Annotated in this window: 14 protein-coding genes; 9 read left to right on the top strand and 5 right to left on the bottom strand. The window is 69.3% G+C overall.

All coding sequences use genetic code 11. The features are described from left to right. Window position 1 precedes the first annotated feature (1 nt). A complete protein-coding gene (locus ABB55_RS00845; RefSeq protein ID WP_054357113.1) occupies window positions 2-1408 on the bottom strand; it encodes a trypsin-like peptidase domain-containing protein in 1407 nt (468 codons plus the stop codon). A gap of 283 nt (window positions 1409-1691) precedes the next feature. On the opposite strand from ABB55_RS00845, the gene ABB55_RS00840 reads away from it, so the two are divergent. The 7 genes from ABB55_RS00840 to ABB55_RS00805 all read left to right on the top strand — a co-directional run bounded on the left by ABB55_RS00840 (window position 1692) and on the right by ABB55_RS00805 (window position 10735). Then, on the top strand, window positions 1692-2387 hold the full coding sequence (locus ABB55_RS00840) for a hypothetical protein (RefSeq protein ID WP_054357112.1): 696 nt from the start codon (window positions 1692-1694) through the stop codon (window positions 2385-2387). A 193-nt stretch (window positions 2388-2580) separates the two neighbouring features. After that, the gene (hutI, locus tag ABB55_RS00835; protein WP_338053660.1) at window positions 2581-3795 is read left to right on the top strand and encodes an imidazolonepropionase; all 1215 of its coding nucleotides are present in this window, start codon (window positions 2581-2583) and stop codon (window positions 3793-3795) included. Next, entirely contained in the window at window positions 3792-5318 is a 1527-nt protein-coding gene (hutH, locus tag ABB55_RS00830) for a histidine ammonia-lyase (RefSeq protein WP_054357110.1), read from the top strand. The genes hutI and hutH overlap by 4 nt, the downstream gene beginning before the upstream one ends. Beyond that, entirely contained in the window at window positions 5318-6151 is an 834-nt protein-coding gene (gene hutG, locus ABB55_RS00825) for an N-formylglutamate deformylase (RefSeq protein ID WP_054357109.1), read from the top strand. Before hutH ends, hutG begins: the two co-directional genes overlap by 1 nt. Beyond that, on the top strand, window positions 6148-7839 hold the full coding sequence (hutU, locus tag ABB55_RS00820) for a urocanate hydratase (RefSeq protein ID WP_054357108.1): 1692 nt from the start codon (window positions 6148-6150) through the stop codon (window positions 7837-7839). Before hutG ends, hutU begins: the two co-directional genes overlap by 4 nt. Continuing rightward, window positions 7731-8405, top strand: coding sequence for a HutD/Ves family protein (locus tag ABB55_RS00815; protein WP_338053641.1), 675 nt, complete (start codon window positions 7731-7733; stop codon window positions 8403-8405). The genes hutU and ABB55_RS00815 overlap by 109 nt, the downstream gene beginning before the upstream one ends. A gap of 86 nt (window positions 8406-8491) precedes the next feature. Further along, window positions 8492-10735, top strand: a complete 2244-nt coding sequence (locus tag ABB55_RS00805) for an ATP-binding protein (RefSeq protein ID WP_083463240.1) — start codon at window positions 8492-8494, stop codon at window positions 10733-10735. Window positions 10736-10882: 147 nt separating this feature from the next. Here ABB55_RS00805 and ABB55_RS00800 read toward each other — a convergent pair whose 3' ends face one another. Both ABB55_RS00800 and ABB55_RS00795 read right to left on the bottom strand, forming a co-directional pair. Further along, entirely contained in the window at window positions 10883-11737 is an 855-nt protein-coding gene (locus ABB55_RS00800; RefSeq protein ID WP_083463239.1) for an amidohydrolase family protein, read from the bottom strand. Then, window positions 11734-12771, bottom strand: a complete 1038-nt coding sequence (locus ABB55_RS00795; RefSeq protein ID WP_054357104.1) for an aldo/keto reductase — start codon at window positions 12769-12771, stop codon at window positions 11734-11736. The genes ABB55_RS00800 and ABB55_RS00795 overlap by 4 nt, the downstream gene beginning before the upstream one ends. A gap of 232 nt (window positions 12772-13003) precedes the next feature. Between ABB55_RS00795 and ABB55_RS00790 the strand changes: the two genes are divergently transcribed. Both ABB55_RS00790 and ABB55_RS00785 read left to right on the top strand, forming a co-directional pair. Further along, window positions 13004-13468, top strand: a complete 465-nt coding sequence (locus ABB55_RS00790) for an RbsD/FucU family protein (RefSeq protein WP_054357103.1) — start codon at window positions 13004-13006, stop codon at window positions 13466-13468. 143 nt (window positions 13469-13611) lie between these two features. Beyond that, the gene (locus ABB55_RS00785; RefSeq protein WP_054357102.1) at window positions 13612-13953 is read left to right on the top strand and encodes an ArsR/SmtB family transcription factor; all 342 of its coding nucleotides are present in this window, start codon (window positions 13612-13614) and stop codon (window positions 13951-13953) included. Window positions 13954-13969: 16 nt separating this feature from the next. On the opposite strand, the gene ABB55_RS00780 is transcribed toward ABB55_RS00785, so the two are convergent. Continuing rightward, complete coding sequence (locus ABB55_RS00780; RefSeq protein ID WP_054357101.1) at window positions 13970-15151, bottom strand: NnrS family protein; 1182 nt, start codon at window positions 15149-15151, stop codon at window positions 13970-13972. Window positions 15152-15402: 251 nt separating this feature from the next. Further along, window positions 15403-15849: a DUF1579 domain-containing protein gene (locus ABB55_RS00775; protein ID WP_054357100.1), complete on the bottom strand. Its 447-nt coding sequence runs from the start codon at window positions 15847-15849 to the stop codon at window positions 15403-15405. Window positions 15850-15982: the final 133 nt, after the last annotated feature.

Below are 15982 nucleotides of genomic sequence, written 5' to 3'. Positions count from 1 at the left end.
CTCAGAAGCCGATGCTGTCGCGGGGTCGGACGTTGCCCCGCGCACCCAGGTTGTCGCCGGGACCCTTGGTCGGATCGACCAGGACGTAGCGGGTGCCGCCGTCGGCACCGCGCAGCAGCAACACGGCGGTGGCGGCCGGGCGGGCGGCGACCCGCGTTCGGGCGTCGTCGGCGGAGGCGACCGGATCGGTGCCGACCGCCAGGACGGTATCGCCGGCGCGGATGCCGGCGGCCGCAGCCGGCGTGCCGGCATCCGGTTCGGCGAGTTCGCTGCCGCTCGACGCGAAGGCAAGGCCGAGACCGGCGGCATCGGGACGGCCGGCGGCGAGCGGCGCAGCCCTTCCGTCGGGCGTCAGCGCCGCAAACGGGGTAACGACGGACGACGGTGCGGGCGGCAGGTTGAGCGTCAGTTCGGTTCCGGCCCGGCGCACGGTCAGGGGCACCGGCCTGTCGATGCCGGCCGCATCGACCGCCAGCGTCAGGTCGAAGGCGCGCCCGACCTTGCGGCCGGCAGCTCCGACGATCACGTCGCCCGCCCGCAAGCCGGCCCGGTCGGCGGCTTCGCCCGGCGCGATCTCCTCGACCAGGACGCCGCTGCCGGCCGGGGTGCCGAGCGCCCGCGCCAGTTCGCCTTCGATGCTCCGCGCGACCAGCCCGATGGTGCGCGTGCCGACCGGCCGGCCGGCGGCGACATCGGCCAGGAAGCGGGCGACCACCGAGCCCGGAATGGCGTAGCCGATGCCGACATTGCGCCGGAAGCCGTCCGGCATGGCGGCATTGAGGCCGACGGCGCGGCCGGCGCGGTCGACCAGCGGTCCGCCCGAACTGCCGGGATTGAGCGCGGCGTCGTGCTGGATGGCCGGATAGGGCGAGCGCGCATCGATCTCTCGACCGAGCGCCGAGACGATGCCGCGGGTGACCGAATGGCCGAGTCCGAGCGGGGCGCCGACGGCCAGGACCTCGTCGCCGGGAATCAGGCGATCCTCGGTCGCAACCAGGAGACCCGGCCCGTTCGGCCCGCCGGTCAGAGCGGCGATATCCTTGATCGCATCGCGGGCGGCGACGCGCGCCTCAGCCCGGTGGCCGTTGCGGTCGACCAGCATGACCGCCTCGGCCTCGCCGACGACATGGGCGGTGGTCACGATCAACCCGGTCGCGGCGTCGCGGAAGGCCGTGCCGACGGCCGGCGCCTCCTCTCCGCCGAGGGCATGGACCGAAAAGGTCGCCGCCAGGGCGATCGAAGCTGGGCTGGCGGACGGGGCCGGAGCGGCCGGCGGCGCCGGATCGGCGGCGGAGGTCCGCGGGGCCGGCGCACAACTGCAGCTCGGGCGGATCAGCAGGATCGCGCCGGCGGCGAGAGTGACGGCAAAGACGCCGGCAAGGACGAGGGGGAATGCGCGTCGGCCCATGGTCACCGTGCCGCCCGGAGAGCGGGGTTCGAGTCGAAGGACATGCCGTTTTACCCTCTCGCGACGACGTCCTCCCGTGAAAAATTCCGTCATCCTGCGAGGGATGCACCGTCGCACGCCCCGGCGGCGCAACCGACCATGCGGATGACGGAATTTGTCACGCAGGCCGTCGTTGCGTCGTGGCGGTGCAAGGGCTTAAGGTCCCGCCGTCGCGTTTCAACCGGGTGGGCGGGCCGGTTCTCGCGATCCGGCTCGCTGCCGGTTCGATGCCACGGGGGAAATCATGATCACGCGTCCGGTTCGCATTGCCGTCCTTCTCGCCGGCTCCCTCCTCGCCGGCCTTGCCGTCCCGGCGTCATCCCAGGAGGGCGTCAACCGCGCCGATGGGTCCGCCAAGAAAGACGGCGAGGCGATCGCCAAATACCTGCAGATGTCCCGCGAACTGGTCGATTTCGGCCGCGCCAACCGCAGCCCCGCCGCCCTGGTGGTCGCCGCGCAGCTGCGCGCCCAGGCCCCGCTGCACCCGATCGAGCGCCAGCCGAAGACCGAAGGCGGCGCCACGGGGGCGACCGACGACAGCGCCATCCTGACGGTCGCCTCGATCCTGGCCGAGGCCAAGGCCATGTCGCGCAACGACCCGACCATCGCGGCCCTGGCCGACGACGTGGTCGCGACGCAGCCGAAGGGGCGCCTGGCCGGCCCGGGCTACAACGTCAATGTCGTGCCGGCGCGCGGCACCGATACCTATTCCAATGTCGGCTTCGCCGGCGGCCGCTATGCCGAGGTCTATGCCGAAGGCTCCGGCCGCACCGATCTCGATCTCTTCGTCTACGACCAGAACGGCAACCTGATCTGCTCGGATACCGACGCCAGCGACGTGGTCTATTGCGGCTGGACGCCGCGCTGGAACGGCAGTTTCACCGTCAAGGTGATCAACCGCGGCCAGCACGCCAACAAGTATGCGCTGATCACGAACTGATCCGCCGCCTTTTTCCTGCCGTTCGCCTGATCCCGGGGTGCCGCCATGCGGCGCCCCGTTTGCGTTTCCGTGCGTCGCTTGTGCTCTGTCGCCTTGTCATCGCGCCTTCGGAAGGGGGAAATACCGACCACCCTCTTGCGTGTGGTCCGGTCATATGTCTATACATAATGACCGCAGGGAGAGCGCGATGACCATGCCCCGACCCGACCGCCTCTGGCGCAATGCCCGGCTCGCCACCATGGCCCCCGGCCTGCCGGGGCTCGGGATCGTCGAGGCCGGCGCCGTCGCCTCAAGCGGCGGCCGGATCGTCTATGCCGGCGCGGAAGCCGACATGCCGGCGGGCCTGCGCGATGCCGCCGAGACGGTCGATTGCGCCGGCCGCTGGATCACGCCCGGCCTGATCGACTGCCACACCCATCTGGTCCATGCCGGCGATCGCGCCCACGAATTCGAACTGCGCCTGCAGGGGGCGAGCTACGAAGAGATCGCACGCGCCGGCGGCGGCATCGTCTCCTCCGTCAAGGCGACGCGCGCGGCGAGCGAGGCCGATCTCGTCGCCGCGACGCTGCCGCGGCTCGATGCCCTGATCGCCGAGGGTGTGACCACCGTCGAGGTCAAGTCCGGCTACGGCCTGGATCTGGACAACGAGGCCAAGCAGCTGCGCGCCGCACGCCGTCTCGCTGCGGTCCGCGACATCGGCGTCGCCACCACGTTCCTCGGCGCCCATGCGCTGCCGGTCGAGGCCGGCGGCGACAAGGACGCCTATATCGCCAAGGTCGCGGCCGAGATGCTGCCGGCCATCGCTGCGGACGGTCTCGCCGATGCGGTCGACGGCTTCTGCGAGGGCATCGCCTTCTCGCCGGAGCAGATGGCCCGCGTGTTCGAAGCCGCGACGGCGCTCGGCCTGCCGGTCAAGCTTCATGCCGACCAGCTCTCCAACCTGCACGGGGCCGCGCTCGCCGCGCGCTTCGGCGCGCTGTCGGCCGACCATCTCGAATATACCGACGCCGAGGGTGCCGCGGCGATGGCGGCGGCCGGCACGGTGGCGGTGATCCTGCCCGGCGCCTTCTATTTCATCCGCGAGACCAAGGCGCCGCCGATCGACCTGTTCCGGGCGGCCGGCGTCCCGATGGCGGTAGCGACCGACTGCAATCCCGGTACCTCGCCGATGACCTCGCTGCTGCTGACCATGAACATGGCGGCGACGTTGTTCCGCATGACCGTCGAGGAATGCCTCCTCGGCATCACGCGCCACGCCGCCCAGGCGCTCGGGCCGGCGGCCGAGACCGGCACGATCGAGGCCGGCAAGTGGTGCGATCTCGCCATCTGGGACATCGAGCGTCCCGCCGAGCTGGTCTACCGGCTCGGTTTCAATCCCCTGCACGCCCGCATCCGGAGAGGCCGATGAGCATTCCGATCCATCCCGGCGAGGTCTCGCTCGCGTCCTGGCGTGCCGTCTGGCAGGGCGCCGACCTGGCGCTCGATCCGGCCTGCCGTCCGAAGATCGCCGCCAGTGCCGAGGCCGTCCGCCGCATCCTCGCGGCCGGTGCGCCCGTCTACGGCATCAATACCGGCTTCGGGAAACTCGCCAGCGTGCGGATCGCCGATGCCGACCTGGAAACGCTCCAGCGCAACATCGTGCTAAGCCATGCCGCCGGAACCGGCGCGCCGATGCCGAAGCCGGTCGCGCGGCTGATGATGGCGCTGAAGCTCGCGAGCCTTGCGCAGGGCGCCTCGGGCGTCCGGCCGGAGGTGATCGATCTCCTGGTCGCCATGCTGGCGCGCGACCTGATCCCGGTCGTGCCCTGCCAGGGCTCGGTCGGTGCCTCCGGCGACCTCGCGCCGCTCGCCCATATGACCGCCGCCATGATCGGCGTCGGCCATATCCTGGTCGGCGACGCCCATGTCCCGGCCGCCGATGCGCTGGCGCGGGCCGGGCTTGCGCCGCTGACGCTCGGCGCCAAGGAGGGGCTGGCGCTCCTCAACGGCACCCAGTTCTCGACCGCCTATGCGCTGGCCGGTCTGTTCGAGGCCGAACGGCTGTTCCGGACCGCCCTGGTGACCGGCGCGCTCTCGACCGACGCGGCGCGCGGCTCCGACGCCCCGTTCGATCCGCGCATCCATCGCCTGCGCCGCCATCGGGGCCAGATCGAAACGGCCGATGCGCTGCGCCGCCTGATGGCCGGCAGCGCCATCCGCCAGTCGCATCTGGTCGACGATCCGCGCGTGCAGGATCCCTACTGCCTGCGTTGCCAGCCCCAGGTCATGGGCGCGGTCCTCGACGTGCTCAGAAGCGCCGCCGGGCTTCTCGGCACGGAAGCGAACGGCGTCTCCGACAATCCGCTGATCTTCGCGGAGGAGGGCGAGGCCCTGTCGGGCGGCAATTTCCACGCCGAGCCGGTCGCCTTCGCGGCTGACATGATCGCCATGGCGGTGTGCGAGATCGGCTCGATCGCCGAACGTCGCATCGCCATGCTGGTCGATCCGGCGCTGTCCGGTCTGCCGGCCTTCCTGACGCCGAAGCCGGGGCTCAATTCCGGCTTCATGATCCCACAGGTGACCGCCGCCGCGCTGGTCTCCGAAAACAAGCAGATGGCCCATCCGGCCAGTGTCGATTCGATCCCGACCTCGGCCAACCAGGAGGACCACGTCTCCATGGCCGGCCATGGTGCGCGCCGTCTCCTCGGCATGATCGCCAATGCCGATGCGGTGATCGGGATCGAGCTTCTGGCCGCCGCGCAGGGCGTCGATTTCCATGCGCCGCTGACCTCCTCGGCGCCGCTCGAAGCCGTCCGCCGGTCGGTGCGCGCCGCGGTGCCGCATCTCGACGACGACCGCCACTTCCATCCGGACATGGAGGCCGCCAACCGTCTGGTCCGGACCGGCGCCGTCATCGCCGCCGCCGGCCTCGACCTGCCGGAGCTCGTCTGATGACCGCGTCCGGCTGGCTGACCGTCACGTGCGGCGACGCGCCGCTGCTGGTCTCGATCCCCCATACCGGGACCGACATCCCGGCCGCGATCGAGGACCGGCTCGTCTCGCCCTGGCTGGCGCGCAAGGACGCCGACTGGTGGATCGACCGGCTGTACGACTTCGCCGCCGGGCTCGGCGCGACCGTGGTCCACACGGCGGTCTCGCGCACCGTGATCGACGTGAACCGCGACCCTTCCGGTGTCTCGCTCTATCCGGGCCAGGCGACGACCGGCCTGTGCCCGGTCGAGACCTTCGACGGCGAGCCGCTCTACCGGTCCGGGCAGGAGCCCGACGCGGCCGAGATCGCGGCACGGCGGGAGACCTATTTCGAGCCCTACCACGCGGCGCTCGCCGCCGAGATCGTGCGGCTGCGGGCGCTCCATCCGCGGGTCGTGGTCTATGACTGCCACTCGATCCGTTCGGTCATTCCGCGCCTGTTCGAGGGCGCCTTGCCGAACTTCAACATCGGCACCAATTCGGGTCAGAGCTGCGATCCGGCGCTGACCGCCGGAATCGAGGCGGCGGTGTCGGGCGGCGGCTTCGACCGCGTCACCAACGGCCGCTTCAAGGGCGGCTTCATCACCCGCAGCCTCGGCCGGCCGGACGACGGCGTCCATGCGGTACAGATGGAACTCGCCTGTCGCGGCTACATGTCCGATCCGGCCGGGCGGCTCGGCCCCGACACCTGGCCGGCGCCGTGGGACCCCGCCTTCGCCGCGCCGATGCGCGACCGCCTCGTCTCCGTCCTCAAGACCTGCCTTGCCTTTGCGCTCGAAGGAGCCCGTCCATGACCCGACCCGTCTCCCGCCCAGTCTCCAGGATCGACAATGCCCGCGTCATTCGCGCCCCGCGCGGTCCTGAGCTCAACGCCAAGAGCTGGATGACCGAAGCGCCGCTGCGCATGCTGATGAACAATCTCGATCCGGAAGTCGCCGAGAAGCCGGGCGAGCTGGTCGTCTATGGCGGCATCGGCCGCGCTGCGCGCGACTGGGACCAGTATGACCGGATCGTCGAGACGCTGAAGCGGCTGGAGGAAGACCAGACCCTTCTGGTCCAGTCCGGCAAGGCGGTCGGCGTCTTCCGCACCCATGCCGACGCGCCGCGCGTGCTGATCGCCAATTCCAACCTGGTGCCGCGCTGGGCGACCTGGGACCATTTCCACGAGCTCGACCGCAAGGGCCTGATGATGTACGGCCAGATGACGGCCGGTTCCTGGATCTATATCGGCAGCCAGGGCATCGTGCAGGGTACCTACGAGACCTTCGTCGAGGTCGGCCGGCGCCACTATGGCGGCGACCTGTCGGGCCGCTGGATTCTGACCGCTGGCCTCGGCGGCATGGGCGGGGCTCAGCCGCTCGCCGCCGTCATGGCCGGGGCCTCCTGTCTGGCGATCGAGTGCCAGCCGTCGCGCATCGAGATGCGGCTGAAGACGCGCTACCTCGACGTCCAGGCGAAGGACCTCGACGAAGCGCTTGCCATCATTGAGCAAAGCTGCCGCGACAAGAAGCCTCTCTCGGTCGGCCTCGTCGGCAATGCCGCCGAGATCCTGCCGGAACTGGTGCGCCGCGGCGTGCGCCCGGATGCGGTCACCGACCAGACTTCCGCGCATGATCCGATCAACGGCTACCTGCCGGTCGGCTGGACGCTGGACGAATGGGCGAGCCGGCGCGAGAGCGATCCGAAGGCGGTCGAGACCGCGGCGCGCGCCTCGATGGCGGCCCATGTCCGCGCCATGCTCGACTTCCACCATGCCGGCGTGCCGACGCTCGACTACGGCAACAACATCCGCCAGATGGCCAAGGAGGAGGGCGTCGCCGACGCCTTCGATTTCCCCGGCTTCGTGCCGGCCTATATCCGGCCGCTGTTCTGTCGCGGCATCGGACCGTTCCGCTGGGCGGCGCTGTCGGGCGATCCGGAGGACATCTGGAAGACCGACGCCAAGGTCAAGGAACTGCTGCCCGACAACAAGCACCTGCACAACTGGCTCGACATGGCGCGCGAGCGGATCGCCTTCCAAGGCCTGCCGGCGCGCATCTGCTGGGTCGGCCTCGGCGACCGCCACCGGCTCGGCCTCGCCTTCAACGAGATGGTCGCGCGCGGCGAACTGAAGGCGCCGGTCGTGATCGGCCGCGACCACCTGGATTCGGGTTCGGTCGCCTCGCCGAACCGCGAGACCGAGGCGATGAAGGACGGTTCCGACGCGGTCTCCGATTGGCCGCTGCTCAACGCGCTGCTCAACTGCGCCTCCGGGGCGACCTGGGTCTCGCTGCATCACGGCGGCGGCGTCGGCATGGGCTTCTCGCAGCATTCCGGCGTGGTCATCTGCTGCGACGGCAGTGAGGCGGCGGCGAAGCGCATCGGCCGGGTGCTGTGGAACGATCCTGCGACCGGCGTCATGCGCCATGCCGATGCCGGCTACGACATCGCGCTCGATTGCGCCCGCGAACAGGGGCTCGACCTGCCGGGCATCCTCGGGTGAGCCGGCCCGTCCTTCTCCCCGCCGCTGCCCGCGTGCCTAAGCCCTGGAAGAATGGCGGCGGGGTGACGACCGAGATCGCCGTCTCGCCGGACGGGGCGGGGCTCGACGACTTCGACTGGCGGCTCTCGGCCGCCGAGGTGGCCAGCGACGGGCCGTTCTCGACCTTCCCGGGCATCGACCGCATCATCGGCATCCTGTCCGGCGACGGTCTGATCCTGACGGTCGAGGGGATCGGCACGGTCCGGCTCGATCGCGGCTCGGATCCGTTCGCCTTTCCGGGCGACGCGCCGACCGTCGGCCGCCTGGCGGGTGGGCCGGTCACCGACCTGAACCTGATGGTCCGCCGAGGCCATGCCGCACGCCTGGAGCGAATCGACCTGGCGTCCGGCACGCAGCTGACATCTGGTCCCGGGCTGTTGCTCTGGCAGACCGGGGGCGGAACCGTGACGGTTGAAGACCGCGTCGAACGCCTCGGCCCCATGGACGCGTTGCTTCTCCCTGACCGCGTGACGTTTCGGGCGGATCCCGACACACCGGGAATCTTGTGGCTTGCAACCGTCGCCTGAAGAGGCGATTGACCTTCAAGACATTCGAGGCGATGGAATGTCGGGGCCGTGGGACGGACGGTGCCAGTTCGCGGGTCAAGTGACTGATGAAGCCTTCCGAACCGGTCGATTCGAGAAGCCGCGCTTCCGGGCGCTCAATGGCCCTGGGCCGTTGGGCCTTCGGCATCGCGACGGTCGGCAGCCTGCTCGTGCCCGTTGCGTTTCTGGCCGGCTTTGCTGTCCTGTCCTATTTCGAGCGCGTCCGCAGCGCCCGCGAGACCGTGCTGAGCCAGCTCATGCTGATCGAGGAGCATGTTGCTCGGATCTTCGGCACCTTCGAACTGATCCGCGCCTATGTCGATGAGGCGACCGACGGCCTTACCAACGACCAGATTCGGCTCCAGGAAAGGCGGATGCATCTGAAGCTGCAGCGCTTCAGCCGGGACTATCCCCAGGTCCAAGACATATGGGTTCTCGATGAGTCTGGTCGTCCTCTGATCAGCGCAAACGTCTTTCCTCTGCCCGCCAATCTTGATTTGTCGGACCGGGAATATTTCCAGGTTCAAGTCAAGCATGACAAGCCATTTCTCAGCGACCTTTTGAGTGGTCGCGTCCAGGATGTGAAGTTCTTTCAACTAAGCCATCGCAGAGTACGCGATGACGGGAGCTTTGCGGGCGTGACCGCGATCTCGGTGCAGCCTGATTATTTCTATTCGTACTTTCGGAAATTCAGTAATAGTGGAATTAATCATGTCACATTGTGGCGCGATGACGGAACGGTCTTGGTCCGTTTCCCGGAGCTGCCCAACGTCAAGAGCCCTGAGGCGCGGCTTGAGCGGTTCCTCAATACGATCGCGAAGAAGCCGGATTGGGATGTCATTGCGGGCCGCGGTGTCTTTGAAAACGTGCCCAGGACGATCGGCTATCACAAGGTGGCCGGATACCCCCTCTATGTCACCGTTTCGATCGACGATGCCCGCGTCTGGCAGGCCTGGCGGGAGGCCATGCTGTGGCCTCTGCTGATCGGGATCGCGGGTGCGCTCGGACTGTTCGCGATGACCTGCATCGCCTCGCGGTTCGCAGAGAGCGAAAGCAAGGCGCGCCGCGCGCTGGAAGATGAACAATTGATCCGCGAGCAGATGGAGGAAGAGCGGCACGCCATCGAGGAGGCCCTCTATCAGGCACAGAAGATGGAGGCCGTGGCCCGTCTCACCGCCGGCGTCGCGCATGACTTCAACAATATCCTGATGATCGTCCGCGGCAGCGCCGAGGCCCTGCGCCGGCGCGCCACCGAACCCGCCCGGTCCGGCCGTCTGATCGATGCCATCGTGGCCGGGGCGGAGCGGGGTCAGACGCTGACCCGTCAATTGCTGGCCTTTTCGCGGCCATCCGCTGCCCACGCCGCGACGATCCATCTGCAGGACCAGGCGGCGGACATGAAACGTCTGATGGTTCAGTCCACCCGCACCGATATCGATGTGGAGGTGGAAATGGCGCGCGACCTCGGGCCCGTTCGGATCGACCGCAATGTGTTCGAGGTGGCGCTCATCAATCTCGCCGTCAATGCGCGCGACGCCATGCCGGCGGGCGGGCGCCTGATCCTGTCGGCCCGTAACGTCGCCGCCGACGACGCCTCCCTGCCGCTGATTGGCGAGGCCGTCGCGATCACGATCCGCGATACCGGCTCCGGGATTGCGCCCGATCATCTCGGCAAGGTCTTCGAGCCGTTCTTCACCACCAAGGGACACGGGAAGGGCCGGGGACTCGGTCTCAGCCAAGTCTACGGTTTCGCCCGCAATGCCGGCGGAGCCGTGACGATCGAAAGCACCCTGGGACGGGGCACGTCGATCACGCTCTGGCTGCCGCGGGTCGAGACGGCCGTTCAGGCCTCCGTGGAACCGGGCGATCCGGCGGCGAAAGCGGACCGGCCATGCCATGCCGTGCTGCTGGTCGAGGACAATCCCGGCGTGGCGGCCTCCGTGATGGGGATGTTCAAGGGTCTCGGCTATGCCGCCGATTGGGTTGCCGACGCCGAACGGGCTGCGGCCGCGCTGGCGAGCAACTCCTATGAGTTGGTTCTTTGTGATGTCGTGATGCCGGGTCAATCCGGGTTCGACCTCGCCGAGGGCCTGGCCCGCAGCCGACCCGACCTGCCCGTGATCCTGATGACCGGCTACAGCGAGATGCTGGAGCAGGCGGCGCCGGCAGGTATCGAAGTCCTATGGAAGCCCTTCTCGGAGGCAGCGCTCGGCGATGCGATCGCCCGTGCCTTCGACCGCATCCGGACCGGACAGCGCGTCGCGCCCGAACCGGTCGCCACCGACAATGTGATCCGGTTTCCGGGTATCTGAATCCAGCTCCGAGCCGATCCGAAAGGTTTTTGAAAACAGAAACTTGCCGGGCCTTATTCAAGTTCTTCCGAGCGGATGCCGCGTTGGCATCGGCACTGCCGCGGAACCGTCGCGCGGCTGGCCGCTTCGATCTCCGCCACGCCGCCGTCAGCGCCGGCCGATCCGATAGAACCGGGCGGCGGTGCCGCCGAAGATCTCGGCCCGATCGGTCGCGCCGAGATCGGCCGTCAGCGCCTCCGCCGCAGAGACCCAGCCGGCATATTCGGTCCTGAGCCGGCAGACCGGCCAGTCCGAGCCGAACATCAGCCGCCGCGGGCCGAATGTATCGAGCAGATGGTCGACGGTGGGCTTGAGCGCCTCGATCGTCCATCCCGGCTCGGCTTCGGTGACCAGTCCGGACAGCTTGCAGAAGGCCTGCGTCTCCCGCGCGATCGCGGCCATGCCGGCCGCCCAGGCCGAAAAGTCGTCGGCGGCCGTGCCGCGGTCGCGGATGCGCGGCTTCATCGCATGATCGACGACCACCCGCAGGCCCGGATTCCGGCGGAAGACGGTCAGGAAGTTGTCGAGGTGACGGGAGAAGCCGAGGGCATCGAAGGTCAGGTCGAGGTCGCCCGCGGCCGCGAAGGCCCATTGCACGTCGGCCCGCAGCATCCAGTCGACATCCGCGATGTCCTGGATCATCGGGCGGATACCGGCGAATTTCGGATGTGCGGCGAAGCGCTCCAGGCGGGCGCGCTGGTCCGGCCGTTCGAAGTCGATCCAGCCGACCACCTTGGCGACCGTCGGGCAGGCGTCGGCGATGCCGAGCAGATACTCGGTCTCGTCCGGGGTCGGTGCCGCCTGGACCAGAACGGTCGCCTCGAAACCGGCCCCGTCCAGTTGGGGGGCGAGGTCGGCCGGCCGATAGGAGCGCGACAGCACCGGATCGTCGGCCGGCATCCAGCCGTAGTCGCCGCGGCGGGGTTCCCAGTAATGCTGGTGGGCGTCGATGCGCCGGGTCACGACCGGGCCTCGCCGGGGACGGGAGCGTTCGGGGCGAGGAGGCCTTCGCGCTTCAGGTCAGCCCACAGCGCGTCCGGAATGGTCGCTCCGAGGATGTCGAGATTGCCGCGCACCTCCGCGGCGCTCTGGCCGCCCGGTATCACCGAGACCACGGCCGGGTGGGCGAGGGGGAAGCGCAAGGCCGCCTCGATCAGGCGGACGCCGTGCCGCTGGCAGACCGCCTGCAGCCGTCCGGTCCGGTCCAGGATCTCCGCCGGCGCCGGATTGTAGTTGTAGAAGGCGCCGGGGCGGGGACCGGTGGCGAGGAGGCCGGAATTGTAGGGCCCGCCGAGCACGATTCCGATGCCGCGCGCCTCGCACAGCGGCAGGAAGCTGTCGAGAGCCTGCTGTTCCAGGAGCGTGTAGCGGCCGGCGAGCAGGAACAGGTCGAAGTCGCCCCGCCGCGCCATGGTTTCGCAGGATTGCCATTCGTTGACGCCCGCGCCGAAGGCTCGGATGGCGCCCTGGTCGCGCAGCGAGAGCAGCGCGTAGTAGCCCGAGCGCATGAACGCCTCGAGCCGTTCGTCGAGGGCCGCCTGGCTGCCATGGGTGAAGACATCGAGATCGTGGGCGAACAGGATGTCGACCCGGTCGAGCCCCAGCCGTTCCAGCGAGGCCTCGAACGAGCGCATCACGCCGTCATAGCTGTAGTCGAACACCTCGCGGCGGCTCGGCGTGTCGAAGAACTTGCCCTGGCCGGAGCGCTCGGCCGGCGGACAGGCCTTGAGCAGGCGGCCCACCTTGGTCGAGATGACATAGTCGTCGCGCTTCACGCCGCGCAGGAACCGGTTCAGCCGGGTCTCGGACAGGCCGTAGCCATATTGCGGGGCGGTATCGATGTAGCGCACGCCGCTCGTCCAGGCCGCCTCCAGCACGGCGTCCGCCTCCGCCTCCGTGATCGCCTTGTAGAGATTGCCGAACGGCGCCGTGCCGAGGCCGAGTTCGGTGAAGGTCAGACCGCCATTCCCGATCCGATCGAATCGCCGCGTGCGCATTGCCGATGTCCTCCCGCCGGACCGCGCCGGACGCCCCCGGACCGCAGCGCCGGGCGTCCGGTCGCCACGGCGGCGGGGGAATGGCCCGTCGGGCACCCATCCGCCCCTGTCAGCCGGGCGGTTCGGGCGGGAGACTAGCAAGGGGCATCTCCGCCGAATAGGTCCGGTGGCGCATTGCGGTCCCGGTCGCCGACGCTATCCTGCCGGCCCGCACGAAATCGGAGGACGCGCCGTGCTGAAGGGACTCGATCCGCGGCTCAATGCCGATCTGCTGCACGCGCTGATGGCCATGGGCCATGGCGACGATCTCGTTCTGGTCGATGCCAATTTCCCGGCCGACTCCGTCGCCCGCCAGACCCGCCTCGGCCGGTCGCTGAGCATGGAGAACCTGTCCCTGCCGCAGGCGCTGGCGGCGATCCTGACGCTCTATCCGCTCGACGATTTCGTGGACGATGCCCTGGCCCGGATGGAGGTGGTCGGCGATCCCGCGGCGGTCCCGGACGTGCAGGCCGAGGCCCAGCTGGTCGTCGACGCGGCGGAAGGGCGCCATCGTCCGCTCGTCGGTCTCGAACGCCACGCCTTCTATGCCCGCGCGGCAAACGCCTATGCGATCGTGCGGACCGGCGAGCGCCGCTTCTATGGCAACGTCGCCTTGCGCAAGGGCGTGGTTGCACCGGAACCGACCAGGCCCACCTAGTCCGGATATCTGCCGCCGGCGTTGAAATCACGCAAGAAAGAGGCATGCTGCCGTACCGGTCCGACCTGTGCGGCCCGCCGTCGACGCAGGGGGCGCGATCGGGCGGGTGGCCGGCGCCGTCTTGGGCCCAGGAGGAAGTCGAAATGGCAATAACCGATATCGAGGCGCCCGAGACCCGTCGGTCGCAGCCCTCGGATCTCGATATCCTCGAAGGCAAGGCCGATCAGGCGGCGCGCCTGCTGGCGGCGCTCGGACACACCAAGCGCCTCCTGGCCCTGTGCCGGCTGATGGAAGCCGAAATGTCGGTCGGCGCCTTGGCCGAAGCCGTCGGGCTCGGGCAGTCGGCGCTGTCCCAGCATCTGGCGCGGTTGCGCGATCTCGGCATCGTCGCCACCCGGCGCGAAAGCCAAACCATCTACTACCGCCTGGCTTCCGATGAGGTCCGCCGGCTGATCGCCGTTCTCTACGACATCTATTGCCGCTGATCGGCCGGCTCTTGGCTCAGCCGTCCAGCCGCGGCCGGACGAGGGCCCGCCCATAGGCCCAGACGAAGGTGCCGAAGGCTGCCAGCCACGCGAAGGCTGCGAGGAGAAGCGCCGTGCGGTCGCCGTCGAGGCAGGCCATGGCGACCCGGCCGATCGTCGCCACGGCAATCCCGGCATAGAGGAACTGGGTCGCCGCGGAGGCGACGAGAGGACGCCCGGTATGGCCGAGCGTGGCGCGGGTCATGACGGCAAGCGTCATGGTTCCGATCGCGCCGACGCCGAGCGCATGGATCCCGGCCGCCTGCGGAACGACGGCCGGCGCCAGTCCGTGCAGACCGGCCAGGATGAGGCCGGCGACAAGAAAGCCGTAGCCGGCATGCAGCACCAGGACCAGCCGATCGGACAGGACGCGGTGTCCCTGCCAGCGGGCCAGTCGGATCAGGTGACCGGCACCGGCCGCCGTCAGGGCGACGCCGGCGACCGGCCTGTCGGGACCGACCGTCCAGAAGGCCAGCGCGACCGCCGCCAACGCCATGACGGCCTTGTCGAAGCGGCCGAACGGCGCGGGCCGGACGGCCGCCCCCTGCCGGGTCAGCCAGTTGCCGGTGAAGCTCGGGATGATCCGGCCGCCGATCAGGGCGATCAGCAGGACGACGAGGGCGAGACCGGCCCGCGCGGAGACGCTCGCCGACCCGGTCCGGGCCTCCAGGTGGAAGGCCAGGTTGGCACCGGCCATCAGGAGGACGATCCCGACGACCGGCAGGTTGCGCCCACTGCCGGCCTGCCGGATCTCGCGCAAGGCGACGCCGGCCAGGGCCAGCAGGAAGGCCACGTCGACCGTCGCGGCGACGGCCCAGCCGAGCCAGCCCGAGAAGAGGACCGCCAGGCGGCCGGCAGCCCAGAGCGCCACCATGGCCCCGAGCGGCCGGCCGACCACCGGCAGCCGGCCGGTCCAATTCGGGATCGCGGTCAGAAGAAAGCCGGCCATGACGGCGGGCACGAAGCCGAACAGCATTTCGTGGACATGCCAGTCGACCGGTGCGAAGGCCGTCGGCAGGCTGATGCTGCCGTCGAACAGCGGCAGCCAGATCGCCATGGCCAGCACGGCCCAGAAGCCGGCGCTGAAGAAGAAGGGACGGAAGCCCCAGCTCAGGATGGCCGGGCCGGCATAGGCCCGGGAACGGGCGGCGGTGGACACGGACGGATCCTCCTCGGTTCACGATCCGCGCACCATGGCCCCTGGATGCCGCCGCAGCCTGAACATTGGTCAAGCGGCGGCGACGGCAGGGTGCCCGCTCCGTTCGGAAGGGACGAGCCGGCTCCGGGCGTGTTCTACCGGCGCCGGGCGCCGGCATCCGAAACCCCCGCGCGGCAAACCGGGAGGGTCACGAGCGACCGCGGGACGTCGCACGGCAGGGGCCGGCCGGCCGCCATCGGTCGGGGCCGACATCAAGCCCGGCTGTAGGCGGCTTCCATGAAGGTCTTCCAGGTCCCGTCGTCCGTCTCGATCAGCGATGTCAGCCGGCGCGAGCCGTCCGGCATCAGTTCGATGATGTCCTGGAAGCGCTTCAGGCCGCCCGAACTGCTCATGTCGGGCCCGACGGTGTCGAGGACCAGACGATCGCCGTCCAGAACCCCCTCGTAGATCCAGAGATGGGTCATCATCGAGCCGAGGAAGGTTCCGAGGAACCGTCCCTTGGCCGGATCGAAGCCGATCGTCATCACGGTGGTGTGCCGACCGCAGCCGCCCATCTCGCCTTCGCCTTCGGCGATCACCCACAATCCGCCGATCGAACGGATCGTTTCGACCCAACTGCCGACGCCGTCATGGCCGGTCATCGTCCATGTGCCGACGAAGCGCTCGAGCCATCGATGCTCGGCCGTCGGTTCCGGCATCGCAAATCCGGGCGCGCCATCATTCTCCGCACTATTCTCGGCACTGGACATGTCCGCCTTGCTCCTCTGCTGCGTCCCGCTCTTTCGGCGCGACTGCAGCACAGGACGCCCGCCCTGTCATCATGCCGACAGG

Source organism: Prosthecodimorpha hirschii (genome assembly GCF_001305515.1).
GTDB classification, from domain to species: domain Bacteria; phylum Pseudomonadota; class Alphaproteobacteria; order Rhizobiales; family Ancalomicrobiaceae; genus Prosthecodimorpha; species Prosthecodimorpha hirschii.
This window is presented reverse-complemented; position numbering and strand designations above follow the sequence as displayed.